This window comes from Eubacterium sp. CAG:156 (genome assembly GCF_000434315.1).
GTDB lineage: Bacteria > Bacillota > Clostridia > Lachnospirales > Lachnospiraceae > Eubacterium_U > Eubacterium_U album.
This window is the reverse complement of record NZ_FR878160.1, coordinates 25,292-40,961: the sequence shown is the minus strand read 5'-3', so window position 1 is coordinate 40,961 and position 15,670 is coordinate 25,292. Positions and strand designations below refer to the sequence as shown.

Annotated in this window: 16 protein-coding genes; 1 reads left to right on the top strand and 15 read right to left on the bottom strand. The window is 30.9% G+C overall.

Annotated features, from left to right (window positions below):
* Nucleotides 1–158 precede the first annotated feature (158 nt).
* From xerD to ABMA45_RS06295, 13 genes are all read right to left on the bottom strand, one after another.
* A complete protein-coding gene (gene xerD / locus ABMA45_RS06355) occupies nucleotides 159–1,043 on the bottom strand; it encodes a site-specific tyrosine recombinase XerD (protein WP_022089051.1) in 885 nt (294 codons plus the stop codon).
* An 837-nt stretch (nucleotides 1,044–1,880) separates the two neighbouring features.
* On the bottom strand, nucleotides 1,881–2,423 hold the full coding sequence (locus ABMA45_RS06350) for an NUDIX hydrolase (RefSeq protein WP_022089049.1): 543 nt from the start codon (nucleotides 2,421–2,423) through the stop codon (nucleotides 1,881–1,883).
* Between the two features lie 56 nt (nucleotides 2,424–2,479).
* Entirely contained in the window at nucleotides 2,480–3,277 is a 798-nt protein-coding gene (proC, locus tag ABMA45_RS06345) for a pyrroline-5-carboxylate reductase (protein ID WP_022089048.1), read from the bottom strand.
* Nucleotides 3,278–3,405: 128 nt separating this feature from the next.
* Nucleotides 3,406–4,959, bottom strand: coding sequence for a ribonuclease Y (rny, locus tag ABMA45_RS06340; RefSeq protein ID WP_022089047.1), 1,554 nt, complete (start codon nucleotides 4,957–4,959; stop codon nucleotides 3,406–3,408).
* 165 nt (nucleotides 4,960–5,124) lie between these two features.
* Nucleotides 5,125–5,739 (bottom strand): regulatory protein RecX, encoded by a 615-nt coding sequence (locus ABMA45_RS06335; protein WP_022089046.1) that lies wholly within the window; start codon nucleotides 5,737–5,739, stop codon nucleotides 5,125–5,127.
* 1 nt (nucleotide 5,740) lies between these two features.
* Nucleotides 5,741–6,784, bottom strand: a complete 1,044-nt coding sequence (gene recA / locus ABMA45_RS06330; protein WP_022089045.1) for a recombinase RecA — start codon at nucleotides 6,782–6,784, stop codon at nucleotides 5,741–5,743.
* A gap of 485 nt (nucleotides 6,785–7,269) precedes the next feature.
* Nucleotides 7,270–8,559 carry a hypothetical protein gene (locus ABMA45_RS06325; protein ID WP_022089044.1) on the bottom strand — a complete coding sequence of 430 codons (1,290 nt, stop codon included), beginning with the start codon at nucleotides 8,557–8,559 and terminating at the stop codon, nucleotides 7,270–7,272.
* Nucleotides 8,560–8,658: 99 nt separating this feature from the next.
* Nucleotides 8,659–9,135, bottom strand: a complete 477-nt coding sequence (locus ABMA45_RS06320) for a CinA family protein (RefSeq protein ID WP_022089043.1) — start codon at nucleotides 9,133–9,135, stop codon at nucleotides 8,659–8,661.
* 239 nt (nucleotides 9,136–9,374) lie between these two features.
* A complete protein-coding gene (gene pgsA, locus ABMA45_RS06315) occupies nucleotides 9,375–9,908 on the bottom strand; it encodes a CDP-diacylglycerol--glycerol-3-phosphate 3-phosphatidyltransferase (RefSeq protein ID WP_022089042.1) in 534 nt (177 codons plus the stop codon).
* Between the two features lie 19 nt (nucleotides 9,909–9,927).
* Nucleotides 9,928–11,259 (bottom strand): 30S ribosomal protein S12 methylthiotransferase RimO, encoded by a 1,332-nt coding sequence (gene rimO, locus ABMA45_RS06310; RefSeq protein ID WP_347993763.1) that lies wholly within the window; start codon nucleotides 11,257–11,259, stop codon nucleotides 9,928–9,930.
* Between the two features lie 77 nt (nucleotides 11,260–11,336).
* The gene (gene rpoZ / locus ABMA45_RS06305) at nucleotides 11,337–11,582 is read right to left on the bottom strand and encodes a DNA-directed RNA polymerase subunit omega (protein ID WP_022089040.1); all 246 of its coding nucleotides are present in this window, start codon (nucleotides 11,580–11,582) and stop codon (nucleotides 11,337–11,339) included.
* Between the two features lie 3 nt (nucleotides 11,583–11,585).
* The gene (gmk, locus tag ABMA45_RS06300; RefSeq protein WP_022089039.1) at nucleotides 11,586–12,215 is read right to left on the bottom strand and encodes a guanylate kinase; all 630 of its coding nucleotides are present in this window, start codon (nucleotides 12,213–12,215) and stop codon (nucleotides 11,586–11,588) included.
* A 5-nt stretch (nucleotides 12,216–12,220) separates the two neighbouring features.
* Nucleotides 12,221–13,099, bottom strand: coding sequence for a YicC/YloC family endoribonuclease (locus tag ABMA45_RS06295; RefSeq protein WP_118565128.1), 879 nt, complete (start codon nucleotides 13,097–13,099; stop codon nucleotides 12,221–12,223).
* Nucleotides 13,100–13,273: 174 nt separating this feature from the next.
* Here ABMA45_RS06295 and ABMA45_RS06290 point away from each other — a divergent pair, with 174 nt between their 5' ends.
* Nucleotides 13,274–15,010, top strand: coding sequence for an Rqc2 family fibronectin-binding protein (locus ABMA45_RS06290; protein WP_022089037.1), 1,737 nt, complete (start codon nucleotides 13,274–13,276; stop codon nucleotides 15,008–15,010).
* 119 nt (nucleotides 15,011–15,129) lie between these two features.
* Here ABMA45_RS06290 and ABMA45_RS06285 read toward each other — a convergent pair whose 3' ends face one another.
* Together ABMA45_RS06285 and ABMA45_RS06280 are read right to left on the bottom strand one after the other, a co-directional pair.
* Nucleotides 15,130–15,372 carry a spore coat protein gene (locus ABMA45_RS06285; protein WP_022089036.1) on the bottom strand — a complete coding sequence of 81 codons (243 nt, stop codon included), beginning with the start codon at nucleotides 15,370–15,372 and terminating at the stop codon, nucleotides 15,130–15,132.
* A 13-nt stretch (nucleotides 15,373–15,385) separates the two neighbouring features.
* The gene (locus ABMA45_RS06280; protein ID WP_022089035.1) at nucleotides 15,386–15,571 is read right to left on the bottom strand and encodes a hypothetical protein; all 186 of its coding nucleotides are present in this window, start codon (nucleotides 15,569–15,571) and stop codon (nucleotides 15,386–15,388) included.
* Nucleotides 15,572–15,670 lie beyond the last annotated feature (99 nt).

The window sequence follows — 15,670 nt, the reverse complement described above, 5'->3', positions numbered from 1 at the left end:
TGTCTACTTTAGAGGTATCATATCACATTTTAGTACTGTCGGATTTTTCTATATTAAACTATCTAAAACTTTACCGGATAATAAAAACCATGGCTTTATCAACCACAGTTTTATTTATTGCATTCAATTCATATATACTAATTACTCTTTTATATAACCTATGCTTTAGGATGTGCCCTATCATAAGCTTCCCTTATCTGCCTGTTTTCAGGATTCAAATACATATGGGTTGTTGACACATCTGAATGTCCAAGCATAACCTGTACAGACTTTAATGCTGCACCATTATTAATTAAATGCGTTGCAAATGTATGTCTTAACACATGCGGAGTGATTTCCATATCTATTTCCGCTTTATTACCATACTGTTTTATAATTTTCCAAAAGCCCTGTCTGCTCATTGTTTTTCCTGAGCAATTAAGGAACAGGCAATCACTTTCATTATCGCCAAGCAAATAATCTCTTCCATTTCTCAGATACATTACTAATGCTTTTTTTGCATCGCTACCAAATGGAATCATTCTTTCTTTTGTTCTGTCATGACAAACTACATATTCTAACTCAAGATTAACATCTTTTAATTCTAATGTGATAATCTCTGTAACTCTCATTCCTGTAGCATAAAGTAATTCTAGCATTGCTTTATCTCTCAATTCTTTTGGAGTATCTCCACTAGGTGCACTTAAAAGTGCATCAACCTGATTTAAAGTCAATACATTAGGTGCATGTTTTTCTATTTTAGGAGCTACTAATTTTAAGGCATAGTTTTTCTCGACCAATCCCTCGTTAAACAGATAGTTAAAAAAGGATTTTATACTTACTATTGATCTTGTTATAGTAGATGATTTACGTCCTAATTTATGCAAACATTCAACATATCCAACTAAATCACTCTCATTTATCTGTTTAAAATCATCTATTCCTTTATTTTCTAAATAATCCACAAGTTTCTTCAAATCTCTTCTGTATGATAATTCAGTATTTTCAGAAATATCTTTTTCTTTATGCAATTTTATTATAAATTTTTCAATTTCCAAATGCATATTCCGTCTCCTAATTCATCCTAAAACAACATCACACAAAAGATTTTATAGTCGCATATTATGTGTCATTTTATAGTCGATTACTATTAATTATATATTTCTTTTACGATAAAATCAAACACATTTTTGCATCTATTTACATTCAAAATTATATAAATATATTATTTTTGCAATAAATACACTATATATCGTTTGATTCATTTTTAATCAACTACATATTGGTCAAAATATTTTATTAAAAAAATATAATTTTAAATATAAATGCAATAAAGGAACTAAGAATTCCTATAAATCCTATATTTATGAAAAGGAGATTTCCCATAATAACGCATTTATATTTTATGTTTGTTTTTGTTTGTTGTTCATAATTAATCATATATTTTTCGATAAAAAAAACATAAAGCAATTGAAGACTTTTTTCCAATATATATATGAATACTGATACTATGAAAATAAACCCAGGTCTTTTCAACAACATACATAACTGAATCATAAAAGTTAAACCAACATAAACAATATATATATCTATAAAATATTTTCTATATTTCGTTATTCCAATAAAATTTAGAAATATCATTTTTTTCATTTCGTAATATATAGTAAAAAAAATCATACTATCTAATTTTATTTGAACAAACTTTCTATCTATCAACAAACTTTCACAATATTTATTTACAAAATAAGAATCTGTCCATAAATACCTAAACATCATAAATCCTATAATATTTCCGAGTATAAATGCACAGATTCTAAATTTAGTTTTTGAGAACTGCCATCTTACCATATAATCACTCTTCATTAAAGTGTATTATATAATATGCAATTACATTTATTTTATCACTTATTACAACAATACTTATTATAATATGTTAAAATTGCCGAAACAGTTTTGGCATCGTTAATTTCATTTTTCATAATCTTTTCTAACAATTCCTCTACAGAATATATTTCTAATGTAATATCTTCGTCTTCATCGAAATTCTGCTGAGACTCTTTTAAATTAAAAGCAACATATACATCTATTTTTTCCTGAGAATATGCTATTGCAGGAATTAATGTCTGTAAAAATTCGATTTTTTCAGATGTATAACCTGTTTCCTCTTCAAGTTCACGGGCTGCACATACTTTAGTAGGTTCATTTGCTCCATCTAAACCTCCTGCCGGAATTTCCAATGAAAACTTGTCTACTGCATTTCTCCACTGTCTCACCATAATTATTCTTCCATCATTCGTTACAGGAATAATTGCTGCAGCACCTTTATGTTTTATCAAATCCCATTTCACAGTATGATTCTTCGGTGTAATAATTGTATCCTTACAAAAATCAATTATGGCACCTTTATAAACAATTTCTCTATTTATTCTATTAAACTCCTTCATATATTTCTCCACTCCATATTTCAAAAATCAAATAGACATTTATAAAAAACGACAAATTATTTTATATTTTCACACTTATCAAAACAAGCTTCTGTTGCTTTCATAATTGCACTTCTAAATCCATTATCTTCTAAAACCTTAACAGCATCTATTGTTGTTCCTGCCGGCGAACAAACCATATCTTTTAAGATTCCCGGATGTGCCTTTGTTTCTAAAACCATCTTTGCTGAGCCGTAAACTGTCTGAGCTGCAAATTCATATGCATCCTGTCTGCTCATACCACATCTTACTGCTCCATCTGCAAGTGCTTCAATAAACATAAATACATATGCTGGTGAACTTCCACTAGCACATGTAACTGCACTCATAAGTTTTTCATTAACAATTTTCATCTTACCAATTGCTTTAAATATCTTTTCAATAATATGTTTTTCCTCCAGATTAAATTCTGTAGGATTATAAGCAACTCCTGTCATACCTTCACCAACTAACGCCGGAGTATTGGGCATTGCTCTAACAATTCTTGCATCAAATCCAATTCTGTCTTTCAATTGTTTAATTGTAATTCCCGGTGCGATGGAAATAACAACATTTTCTTTTTCTATTTCATCTGCTATATCTTTTAAGACATCATTATAAAACTGAGGTTTAACCGCAAGTATTAAATATTTAACACTACGTACAACATGTACATTAGAATCAAGATAATCAACTTTAGTTTCATTAGAAACCTGCTTCATTCTATCTACATTTACATCATAAAATACAATATCCTGTACATCAAATTCACGTAAAGCACCCTTTAACATTGCATATCCCATATTACCCATTCCGATAAATCCAATTTTAGCCATATATATTTACCTCCAACATCTTTTCTGTAAAAGTATATCATAATAAAAAAAAAGTGCAATTAACTTGCACTTTTTTATAATTTTATAAAGTATTATTTCGTATAGCCGAATGATTATGTAATTAAAATCTATTTAGCATAATCTGTTACTCTGCTTTCACGAATTACATTAACTTTAATCTGACCAGGATATTCTAACTCAGCTTCTATCTGTTTAGAAATATCTCTTGCCATGAGTACCATATCAGCATCAGATACTTTCTCAGGTACTACCATAACTCGAATCTCTCTTCCTGCCTGAATAGCAAAAGACTTCTCAACTCCTTCAAATGAGTCCGTAACATCTTCTAACTGTTTTAATCTGTTTGTGTATGTTTCAAGTGTTTCTCTTCTAGCACCCGGTCTTGACGCTGAAATCGCATCAGCTGCCTGAACTACACAGGCAATAAGGCTTTCAGGTTCAACATCACCATGATGTGCTTCAACTGCATTAATTACAATTGCAGATTCTTTGTATTTTCTACAAATATCAACACCTAACTGAATATGTGTTCCTTCCATATCGTGGTCAACAGATTTACCTATATCATGTAATAAACCTGCTCTCTTAGCAACTCGAACATCTAATCCGATTTCAGCTGCTATCAACCCTGATAAATGAGCAACTTCAATTGAATGCTTTAAGGCATTCTGTCCATAACTTGTTCTGAACTTCATTCTTCCTAAGAGTTTTATAAGTTCAGGATGTAATCCATGTACTCCAACTTCTAAGGATGCTGCTTCACCCTCTTCTCTAATCATTGTTTCAACTTCTTTTTGAGCTTTCTCAACCATCTCTTCGATTCTGGCCGGATGAATACGTCCATCTACAATCAGCTTTTCAAGTGCAATTCTTGCAACTTCTCTTCTAATTGGATCAAAACTTGAAAGAATTACTGCTTCAGGTGTATCGTCTATAATCAAATCAACACCAGTGAGAGTTTCTATTGTCCTAATATTTCTTCCCTCTCTACCAATAATTCTACCTTTCATTTCATCATTAGGAAGATTTACAACTGAAATTGTAGTTTCTGAAACATGATCTGTTGAACATTTTTGAATTGCATTAACAATTATGTCCTTAGCTCTCTTTTCAGATTCTTCCTTTACTCTTGCTTCATTTTCCTTGATTAATTTCGCTGTTTCATGTTTTACTTCTTCTTCAACAGTTTTCAATAAATAATCTTTTGCTTGTTCGGAGGTTAATCCAGAGATTCTTTCTAATTCCTGTACACGCTGCTCATTAAGTGATTCAACTTTAGCTTTCATAACAGCTAACTCTTCCTCTTTAACCTTAAGTGCAGCTTCTTTCTTTTCATAGCTATCCATCTTTTTATCAATGGTTTCTTCTTTGTTAAGAACTCTTTTTTCGTAACGTTGAATCTCAGCTCTGCGTTCTCTTACTTCCTTGTCTAACTCATTCTTTGTCTTGAGATTTTCTTCCTTTGCTTCTAATAAAGCTTCTTTCTTCTTAGATTCTGCTGTTTTAATTGCCTCATCTATGATTTCTCTTGCTTTGCTTTCAGCATTTCCAATCTTCTTTTCACTTACATTCTTTCTATATAACGAAGTGATAACTGAGGAAATAATAGAGAATACAACTGCGACTGCAACTACTATAATAGCCACTAATTCTGGTTTCACAGGAGCACCTCCTTATTAAATTTTCATTGTACAAACACAACAAATTAATTTTACTCCCAAATCAATGTTATGTCAAGTAAAAAGGGGTACTTATCCTGTCACATATACCATCATTTCTTACTACATATTGTATAAATATTAATTGAACAAACTAACATTTGTGCATTACCATTCCGTATCATAGTTGGTGTACTTAAATAGTGCTTCCTGTATTTCTCCATAAGAAAATCCTTTTCCTAACAGATATCTGCACATCTTGTTATACTGTGTTTTATCATTCAAATCATATTTTTTTATAATCTTTTCTATTAATTTATTTAATGCCTCTTCATTAGATAAATCCATTTCTAAAAGAACTTTACTGACATTTTCCTTATTAACTCCTTTTTTATATAATTCAAGTTCTATTTGTTTTATACTTTTCGAATTTTGTTTAGAGGATATATAGAGTTTCGCATATCGTATATCATCTACATAACCATATTTCTTTAAAAATTCAATTGCATTATTTATTATATCTTCCGGGTAATCACCTAATTTTAACTTATCTCTTATCTGTTTTTCTGTCTTATCCATATCTTTTAATAAAAATAATGAGCGCTCACGCGCTCTCTTATTTAAGATATTATACATTTCATTATAAGACTCATTCGAAAACTGAGAATCTGCTTTTATTCCCAGTTTTCGAACTTCTCCTTTATATAATTGAACTACGATATCGTCATCGATTATAATTCTACATTTCTTTCCTATATCTTTTATTTCAGTAATATAGTGCATGTTATTCCTCTACCTTACCATTATCCTGCTTTTCTGATTCACTTTCCTCATCATGTGAAGAAAAATGTTCACGAACTTTCTTTTCTATTTCGTTCATAGCAGCTTCATGTTCTCTTAGATATATCTTGGCATTTTCTCTACCCTGACCAATCTTCTCACCATTATATGCATACCATGCGCCACTCTTTACAATAACTCCAATTTTAGATGCTAAATCTAAAATATCTCCTTCTTTAGATATTCCTTTACCAAACATAATATCAAACTCAGCTTCTTTAAACGGAGGAGCTACTTTGTTCTTAACAATCTTTACTTTAGCACGGTTTCCAATCATCTCTCCACCTGCTTTTAATGTTTCAACTCTTCTAACATCAAGTCTTACAGATGAATAGAATTTCAATGCTCTACCACCTGTTGTGGTTTCCGGATTACCAAACATAACCCCAACTTTTTCTCTTAACTGGTTAATGAAAATAACAGAACAATTCGTCTTATTTATAACACCTGTTAATTTTCTTAATGCCTGTGACATAAGTCTTGCCTGAAGTGCTACATGTGTATCACCCATCTCGCCATCAATTTCAGCTTTAGGAACTAATGCCGCAACTGAATCAACAACAATTATATCAACTGCTCCTGAACGAACCATTGTATCGGCAATTTCTAATGCCTGTTCACCAAAATCAGGCTGTGAAATATATAAATTATCTATATCAACACCAATATTCTTAGCATAAACCGGATCAAGTGCATGTTCAGCATCAATAAACCCTGCAACTCCGCCCTGTTTCTGTACTTCAGCAATCATATGTAATGCAACCGTTGTCTTACCACTTGATTCAGGGCCATATATTTCAATAATTCTTCCCTTAGGAATCCCTCCAATTCCAAGTGCTATATCAAGGCTTAATGAACCTGTAGGTGTTGAATCTACATTCATCTGCGCCCTTGAATCCCCAAGTTTCATAATTGATCCTTTACCATGATCTTTCTCAATCTTAGCAATCGCTGCATCGAGTGCTTTTAATTTATCTTCTTTATTCATTTCGTTCCCTTTCTGTTCGAACTTATGTTCGTTATGTTATTATCTTATTATAACATTGAACCAATGTCAACCTTTTTTTATTACGGACGCTATTATAATATCACATTTTATATTTAAATTGCAATATTAAATTTATTGTTTAAATATTTTTATTAAAACTTTATCGTCACAATCAGCATTTTAAATATATATTACAGACAATTAACAATTTAAGTATATATTTGAATAGTTACAAACCAATCCTAATCAAACCATAAGATTAGTCTCTCCAATGCATGACAACTAACGATTCCATCTTCAAACATTCGTCCGGATACAATTAAAGCCGTATGAAAATTATGTTGCATTCTATCGCACTAATTACTCATACGGCTTATTTATATATTTATTTTTAGATTTATTTTTTATCATAAATTATCAAAAATAATAATTGCATAATGACATCAAAAGCAAACTTAATCCTAATATTTCAAAATATTATTATTTTACTTAGTTTCAAGCAATTTTTCAATTGCTGCAATTTTTGTACAAACAATCAATATTTTACTTGCATCGATCAATTCTTCAGGTGAAGGATATGATGGTGCAATTCTAATATTGCTATCTTTAGGATCTATTCCATATGGGAAAGGTGCTCCTGCCCCTGTGAGAACCATTCCTGCTTCTTTGCACATATTTACTACTTTCTTTGCACAGCCTTCCATAACATCAAAAGATATGAAATATCCACCATTTGGCTTTGTCCATGTAGCAATTCCATATCCATCTAATTCAGCATCAAGCATTTTCAATACTGCTTCAAACTTTGGTCTTAATTTAGCTGCATGTTTAGCCATATGTTTTTTTACACCTTCAGCATTCTTGAAATATTTTACATGACGAAGCTGATTCATTTTATCAAATCCGATTGTCTGTACTGACATTCTCTTCTTAATTTCATCAACATTTGCTACAGATGAAGCTATCGCAGCTATCCCTGAACCTGGGAATGTAACTTTCGATGTTGATGCAAATTCGTACACCATATCTTCATTTCCTGCTTTTTTACATTCATCAATAATATTTAATATAGTATCCTGTTTTTCTTCTTCATCGTATAAATGATGAATAGCATATGCATTATCCCAGAAAATTCTAAAGTCTTTAGCTGCCGGTTTAAGTGCTGCCATTCTTTTTACAACTTCATCTGAATAAGACAATCCTGTTGGATTTTCATATTTTGGTACACACCAAATACCTTTTATAGATGCATCTTTAGAAACTAATTCTTCAATCATATCCATATCAGGTCCATCTTCTTTAAGTGGAATATTTATCATTTCAATACCGAAATGTTCTGTAATACCAAAATGTCTGTCATATCCAGGCACCGGGCATAACCATTTTACTTTATCTAATTTACACCAAGGAGTTTCACCCATAATTCCATGTGTATATGCTCTTGAAATTGCATCATACATTAAACTAAGACTTGCATTTCCGCCAATAATAACATTTTCCGGATTACAATCCATAATATCAGCCATCATTTTTTTAGCTTCCGGAATTCCGTCTAAAGCGCCATAATTTCTGCAATCTAAACCGTTTGATGTCTTTAAATCACTTTCTGAATTAAATACATCTAACATATCCATTGACAAATCTAATTGGTCAGGTCCCGGTTTTCCTCTTGACATATCCAAACTAATTCCGGATTCCTTAATCTTATTGTACTCTTTGTAAAGTCCTTCTAATTCTTCCTGCAATTTTTCTTTGCTATATTCATTATAAAACATTAGTGGGCCTCCTATCCTTTTTTCGTCTATAAGATTCTATAATAAAATTAAGTATTATTCAATCATTTTTTATAATATTTTGTTTTGTATAGCATTTACTTAATTTTTTAAAGTCATTTTATTTAAGGCAATTTCCAAAATTTTATCTGCAGCCTGAGTACGTACTTCATATCTATCTCCTTTAAATATATGCTTTTCACAGGAAACTTCTCCATTATAATAGCATCCAAAATAAACTAACCCTACAGGTTTATCAGGTGTTCCTCCTCCCGGTCCCGCAATTCCGGTTGTGGATAATCCAAGCTGGGCATTTGCTGCTTTTGCGCATCCAATTGCCATTTCCATTGCACATTCTTTACTTACAGCTCCTTCATTGTCCAAAATTTCTTTACTTACCCCTAATAATTTTGCTTTTGATTTATTAGCATAAGTTACATATCCTTCGTCAAATACTTCAGATGCTCCTGAAACATTTACAATCTTTCCAGCCACTAAGCCTCCTGTACATGATTCTGCTGTAGAAACTTTTTCGTTTCTATCTAATAACATTTTAACTAATCTTTCCTCTAAATTCATTTTATTCCATCCACTTCAATTATCTTATATATTAATTGAATACTCCTTTCTCCCGGTCAGTTGTGGGATTTTATTATTAGCATACTGCATTAAGACCAGCCAAATATATTTATATAAAAACATAGATGCCTACTTAAGCAGACACCTATCCTTTTATTTTTACTTAATTTATTTTAAGCTAAATGCCTGACTATTTCAGACAACGTATATTTGTTGTACATATAAATATTTTTAAAATATTATCCCTTTAGTACATCTACATTCTTATATACATAATCTACCATTGAAATAATCGTGAGAGCTAATGATATATATATTAAAGCAGTTCCTATAACTCCCATAAATGTATAAGGCAAATCAATAATTAATACAATAATCATAATCATTTGGAATGTTGTTTTAAATTTACCCCACCAACCTGCAGCAAGAACAACTCCTTTATCTGCAGCAAGTGTTCTAAATCCACTGATAAATAATTCTCTACTGATAATTATAATTACAATCCATACTGGAATTTTATTTTCTGATAAACAAATTAAAGCAGCGCTTACCAACAGTTTATCTGCTAATGGATCCATAAATTTTCCAAAATTTGTAACAAGATTGTATTTTCTTGCAATCTTTCCATCAAGTAAGTCTGTTAAACTTGCAACAATAAATATTCCAACAGCGATATATTTGTCTATACCTCCAAAAATATCAGCCAACATAAAACATACAAAAAACGGTATTAAAATCACCCTGAAAACCGTTAGTTTATTTGGTAAATTCATCTTTTTATCTCCTTCTCATCTATTTGTATTGAAGTTCACCTATCAAATCATAATCATTTGAGCCTGTAATTAATACATTTACAAAATCACCCGTCATTAATTCTTCATCGGTAATTACAAAAACATTACTGTCGACACCCGGTATGTCCATATATGTTCTTGCAATATATGCGTTTTCTCCTGAAATTTTTCCTTCAATATAAGCCTTCATAACCTTTCCAATCATTTTTTCAGAAAAATCAAAGGCAATTTCCTGTTGAAGTTCCATAATTTCATCTCTACGTTCTTCTTTAACTTCTTCCGGAATCTGATTTTCCATCTTTTCAGCAGGTGTTCCTTCTTCTTTTGAATATGTGAATACACCTAATCTTTCAAATTCCATTTCATCCACAAAATTCATAAGAATTTCATGATCCTTTTGTGTTTCTCCGGGAAATCCTGTAATTAAAGTTGTACGAAGTACTATGTCAGGTATTTCTTTTCTTAGTTTTGCAATAACATCCCTTAATTCCTGATTAGTTGTTCTTCGTCCCATCCGTTTTAATACATTATCACTTGCATGCTGAATAGGAATATCTAAGTAATTACATATCTTATCTTCACTTGCAATGGTATGAATCAATTCATCATATATTTCTTCCGGATAACAGTATAACACTCTAATCCATTCGATATCTTCAATCTTGCATAATTCCTTTAATAAAATATGAAGTCTTTTTTCTCCATATATATCTTTTCCATACATTGTTGTTTCCTGGGCAACCAAAATCAACTCGCGTATGCCTGACTTAGCTAAATCTTTTGCTTCAGCAATTAAATCTTTCATTGGCACACTTCTATAGTCTCCTCTGATTTTTGGAATAATGCAATATGTGCAATGTTTATCACAACCTTCTGCAATTTTTAAATAAGCATATCTGTCTGTTCCAGCATTACCACGTGGTGCTTTTGTACCGGCTAATAGATTTATATTTTTAATATATTGCTTTTTTTCATTCTTATTAAAATAATCTTCTACTATAGTTACAATATCATCAATAGCCGTAGTACCAACAACAATGTCTATTTCAGGAATTTCATCTTTAATTTCTTCATGATATCTTTGCGCAAGGCATCCTGCTAAAACCAAAGCTTTACAATTTCCTTCTTCTTTCATTCTTGCCATATTAAATATTGTTTCAATACTTTCTTCTTTTGCATCTTTAATAAAACTACAACTATTTATAATTATAATATCAGCCTCAGTTTCATCAGAAGTAAATTCATATCCTGCTTTTCCTAAAAGTCCTATCATGTGCTCTGAATCAACTAAGTTTTTATCACAACCTAATGAAATAAATAAGATTTTCATTTTATCTCCTACAAAACAAGAGACTTTTGTAAAATGAATCATTCTATATGTCATTCTACAAAAGCCTCCCTTATTTTCTAATTTTCGCTTTCGTCGTCTCCTAAGATTTTAATCTTAGATTTGTATAATTCTTCTACTGCGATAGAAAGTGGTTTCTTATCATCAGCATCATCAATAAGTGGTGCATCACCTGCAATTATCTGTCTTGCTCTCTTTGATGTAGCCATAACAATTGAATATCTGCTTTGTACTACCGGATGTTCACCTTCCTCAACGTCGCTGTTTGCTATTGCCATTAAATCTGAATATGATGGATGTAACATAATTTATTCTCCTTTCGAAAATTTTTTAATATCATTTTTAATTTCTTCAACTTCTTTTTTTGAAGCTGTTCCTGTTGTATCGTTATTCACAACTAAATTGATTTTTTCGACACAACCTTCTATTTCATCGTTAACAACGAAATATTCATAATTATCCATAAATATTGTTTCTTCAGCTGCTTTCATGAGTCTTTTATTTATTACTTCCATAGACTCTGTGTTTCTGCCGACCAAACGTTTTTTTAACTCCTCTGCACTTGGAGGAAGAATAAAAATCATCATTGCTTCAGGCATTATCTCTTTTACCTTCAAAGCGCCCTGAGTTTCAATTTCTAGAATAACATTAATGCCCTCATTTAACTTTTCATTAACAAATTCAAGCGGAGTACCATAATAATTGTCAACATACTGTGCATATTCTAACAATTTATTATTAGCTATCATATCTTCAAATTCTTCTTTACTAACAAAGAAATAATTTACCTTATCAACTTCTCCAACTCTTGGTTTTCTCGTTGTAGCTGAAATTGAAATTGTGTAATCATCGTATTTATCTATTAATTTATTAACTACAGTTCCTTTTCCAACACCTGAGAAACCTGAAATAATTAATAATTTACCCTGTTTACTCATTACTCTTACTCCAAATTCTGTATTTGTTCTCTAATCTTTTCGATTTCAGTCTTTAATTCGATTGCCACATCTGCAATTTCATGATTAGACGTCTTTGATAAAGTAGTATTAGCTTCTCTATTCATTTCCTGAGTAATAAAATCCAATTTTCTACCTATAGCTTTATTGCTATTAAGACTGTCTCTCATAGCCTTAATATGACTAAGCAGTCTTATTATCTCTTCGTCTACACATATCTTATCTGCATAAATTGTTACTTCCTGTGCAATTCGGCCTTCATCTATCTGATTATCCTCAAGTAATTCATGCAATCTTTCATTAATTTTTTCACGATATTCCGCAACAATTAAAGGGGACTTTTCCTGAATAAATAAAACATTTTTTTCTATATTGTCTAACTTATTCATTAAATCAGCTTTAAGTCTTTCGCCTTCTGCATTTCTTGCCTGAACCAACTTATCACATGCCTGTATCATTGCATCTTCAACAATGTGTAATAATTCATCCTCATCTTCACTCTGCTCCTCCATCATTATAACTTCAGGGCAACGTCCTAATTTAGATGTTGTTATATCATTGTCTATTCCTAACTCATCACTCATTTTCTTAAATATATTGTAATATTCAGCTGCAAGTTCAGAATTATACTTCAAGCAGACATTTCCTTCACCTGTGTTTTCATAAGTAATAAAAACATCTACTTTTCCTCTTTCAATCTTAGATTTTAATATTCTTCTAATATCTCCATCTAAATAATTTAATTTTTTTGGAAGTTTTATGCCTGCCTCAAGAAATCTATGATTAACTGATTTAATTTCAACAGTAACCTTTCTCTCTCCTACTGACACTTCACTTCTTCCAAATCCCGTCATACTACATAGCATATCATTCACCATTCATTTCTTTTTAAGCATACAATGCCATAATTCAACTTATTATAATTCATTTGAAATATTCAGTCAAGGTTGACTTGAAATTCATAAAATAATAAAATGAAAAATACATTATTATATTATCAGTAACTTTAAAATTTCGATATACGAAAGGAATTTCAAATTATGGCATTTGACGGAATAACTGTTGCTGCTTTGGCACAGGAATTTAAAAATAAATTTACAGATGGAAGACTGTATAAAATTGCCCAGACAGAAAATGACGAGCTCACATTAACTATTAAAAATGGCAAAGCTCAATACAAACTTTTAATTTCAGCTAATGCAAGCCTTCCATTAACATACATAACTGAAGAATCTAAACCTAGTCCAATGACAGCTCCTAACTTTTGTATGTTACTCAGAAAACATATAAATAATGGACGAATCATAAACATTACACAGCCGGGACTTGAACGAATCCTGGATTTTGAAATACAGCATTTAGATGATTTAGGAGACATAAGACAAAAGCATTTAATTGTCGAACTAATGGGCAAACACAGCAATATTATTTTCTGTGATGAAAATAATATGATATTAGACAGCATAAAACATGTATCAGCCGTTATGAGTTCTGTAAGACAGGTTCTCCCCGGAAAAGACTATTTCATTCCTGATACAATGGATAAATTTGACCCATTATCAGTTTCAAAAGAAGAATTCTTTAACACAGTATTCTCTAAACCGATTAATCTTTCAAAAGCAATTTACACTTCCTTTACCGGAATTAGTCCAACTATTGCTGAAAGCATATGTTATGCTGCAAAATTTGATTCATCAATTCCTGCAAACGTATTAGAACATGGGAATCAAAACTTAATCTGGATTCAATTTTATGAATTAATGAACAAAATTAAAAAAGGTGAATTTACACCTGTTATATATGAAAAAGATGATTTACCTGTAGATTTTTCAGCTGTACGTCTTTCTACTCATTCAGACTGTAATGAAATTATTTACGACGACATGAGTTCTTTGTTAAGGAACTATTATGCCAAGAAAAATTTGCATACACGTATGAGGCAAAAATCTTCTGACTTAAGGCGTGTCGTAACAAACGCATTAGAAAAAGACAGAAAAAAATTTGCTATTCAGGAAAAGCAAATGAAAGATACATTAAAAAAAGATAAATATAAAGTATATGGTGAATTACTTACAACTTATGGTTATTCAATTGAACCCGGCGCCAAGAAATTCGATACAATTAATTTTTATACTAATGAGCCAATATCAATTCCGCTTGACCCTACTATTTCACCAATTGAAAATGCGAAAAAATTCTTTGACAAATACGCAAAATTAAAACGTACTAATGAAGCATTATCAGATATTATTATAGAGACAAAAAAATCTATTGATTACCTTGAAACTGTCAGTGCTTCAATTGATATTGCTACAAGCGAAAATGACTTAAAAGCGATTAAGGATGAATTAATTCAGACCGGATATATTAAATTTAAGCGAACAGGAAAAAAAGAAAAAATAGTAAATAAGCCTTTACATTTCATTTCCTCTGATGGATTTCATATGTATGTTGGAAAAAACAACATTCAAAATGAAAACCTTACATTTAAAGTTGCAAACGGTAATGACTGGTGGTTCCATAGCAAAACCTTCCCGGGTTCTCACGTAATTGTCAAATGTGAGGGTAAGGAATTACCTGACGCTACATTTGAAGAGGCTGCAAGACTTGCTGCTCATTTTTCTAAGGGATGTAATCAGGATAAAGTCGAAATTGATTACATTCAAAGAAAACAGGTAAAAAAAGTTGCCGGTGCTATGCCAGGATTTGTTATTTACCATACAAACTATTCTATGGCAATCACTCCTGATATAACAGGTATACAGGAGATTATTTAATATGTACATTTTCCGCCATCAAAAAAGATGGCGGATTTTTTTAATTTGATAAATTTAATTTAAAACATGTTTTTATTAAAGTATTTTTACTACTTTATTTGTATACTAAATTAACTTTACTACTGAAATATAGATTTTACTGACTGAATTTCCTGTTCTGATGCCTGTGCTGCCGGAACATAATAATTCTTTGCTGTAGCAATTTGTGCTAACTGTTCCTGTGACATTTCACATTTATTTCTCATCTCTTTTAATGTCTGTTTTAATTCTTTATTTTCCGTCTGAGGAATCATATTCCCAAACTTCTCAATCTCAGAATTAATTCCTTCTAATGAATCAATAACCATATATTTTTCCTGCATTTTATTACTTCTCCTATCCTAAAAATTTCATTAATTTTTCTTTATTTTGTGTTGCTGAATTAACGCCATCTTCAAAAAATTTTTTTACTTCAGGATCAGTAGCTTCTTTTGCATAACATGACATCTTTTCACCACATGTTTCATATCCTGTAATTAAATGTCTTAAATTCTGTAAATCAAGTTCTGATAAATTACTCATATTGTACCTCCTAATTATCATTACCTAATTTAGTATTTCTTCTTTTAAATTATTTATTCGTAATTTTTTAACATCAAAAAATTTCCATAAAAACTTGGA

Coding starts and splice junctions, on each gene's coding strand:
- xerD (WP_022089051.1), bottom strand. CDS start 1,043: ATGCATTTGGAAATTGAAAAATTTATAATAAAATTGCATAAAGAAAAA.
- ABMA45_RS06350 (WP_022089049.1), bottom strand. CDS start 2,423: ATGAAGGAGTTTAATAGAATAAATAGAGAAATTGTTTATAAAGGTGCC.
- proC (WP_022089048.1), bottom strand. CDS start 3,277: ATGGCTAAAATTGGATTTATCGGAATGGGTAATATGGGATATGCAATG.
- ABMA45_RS06335 (WP_022089046.1), bottom strand. CDS start 5,739: ATGCACTATATTACTGAAATAAAAGATATAGGAAAGAAATGTAGAATT.
- recA (WP_022089045.1), bottom strand. CDS start 6,784: ATGAATAAAGAAGATAAATTAAAAGCACTCGATGCAGCGATTGCTAAG.
- ABMA45_RS06325 (WP_022089044.1), bottom strand. CDS start 8,559: ATGTTTTATAATGAATATAGCAAAGAAAAATTGCAGGAAGAATTAGAA.
- ABMA45_RS06320 (WP_022089043.1), bottom strand. CDS start 9,135: ATGAATTTAGAGGAAAGATTAGTTAAAATGTTATTAGATAGAAACGAA.
- pgsA (WP_022089042.1), bottom strand. CDS start 9,908: ATGAATTTACCAAATAAACTAACGGTTTTCAGGGTGATTTTAATACCG.
- rimO (WP_347993763.1), bottom strand. CDS start 11,259: ATGAAAATCTTATTTATTTCATTAGGTTGTGATAAAAACTTAGTTGAT.
- rpoZ (WP_022089040.1), bottom strand. CDS start 11,582: ATGTTACATCCATCATATTCAGATTTAATGGCAATAGCAAACAGCGAC.
- gmk (WP_022089039.1), bottom strand. CDS start 12,215: ATGAGTAAACAGGGTAAATTATTAATTATTTCAGGTTTCTCAGGTGTT.
- ABMA45_RS06295 (WP_118565128.1), bottom strand. CDS start 13,099: ATGCTATGTAGTATGACGGGATTTGGAAGAAGTGAAGTGTCAGTAGGA.
- ABMA45_RS06290 (WP_022089037.1), top strand. CDS start 13,274: ATGGCATTTGACGGAATAACTGTTGCTGCTTTGGCACAGGAATTTAAA.
- ABMA45_RS06285 (WP_022089036.1), bottom strand. CDS start 15,372: ATGCAGGAAAAATATATGGTTATTGATTCATTAGAAGGAATTAATTCT.
- ABMA45_RS06280 (WP_022089035.1), bottom strand. CDS start 15,571: ATGAGTAATTTATCAGAACTTGATTTACAGAATTTAAGACATTTAATT.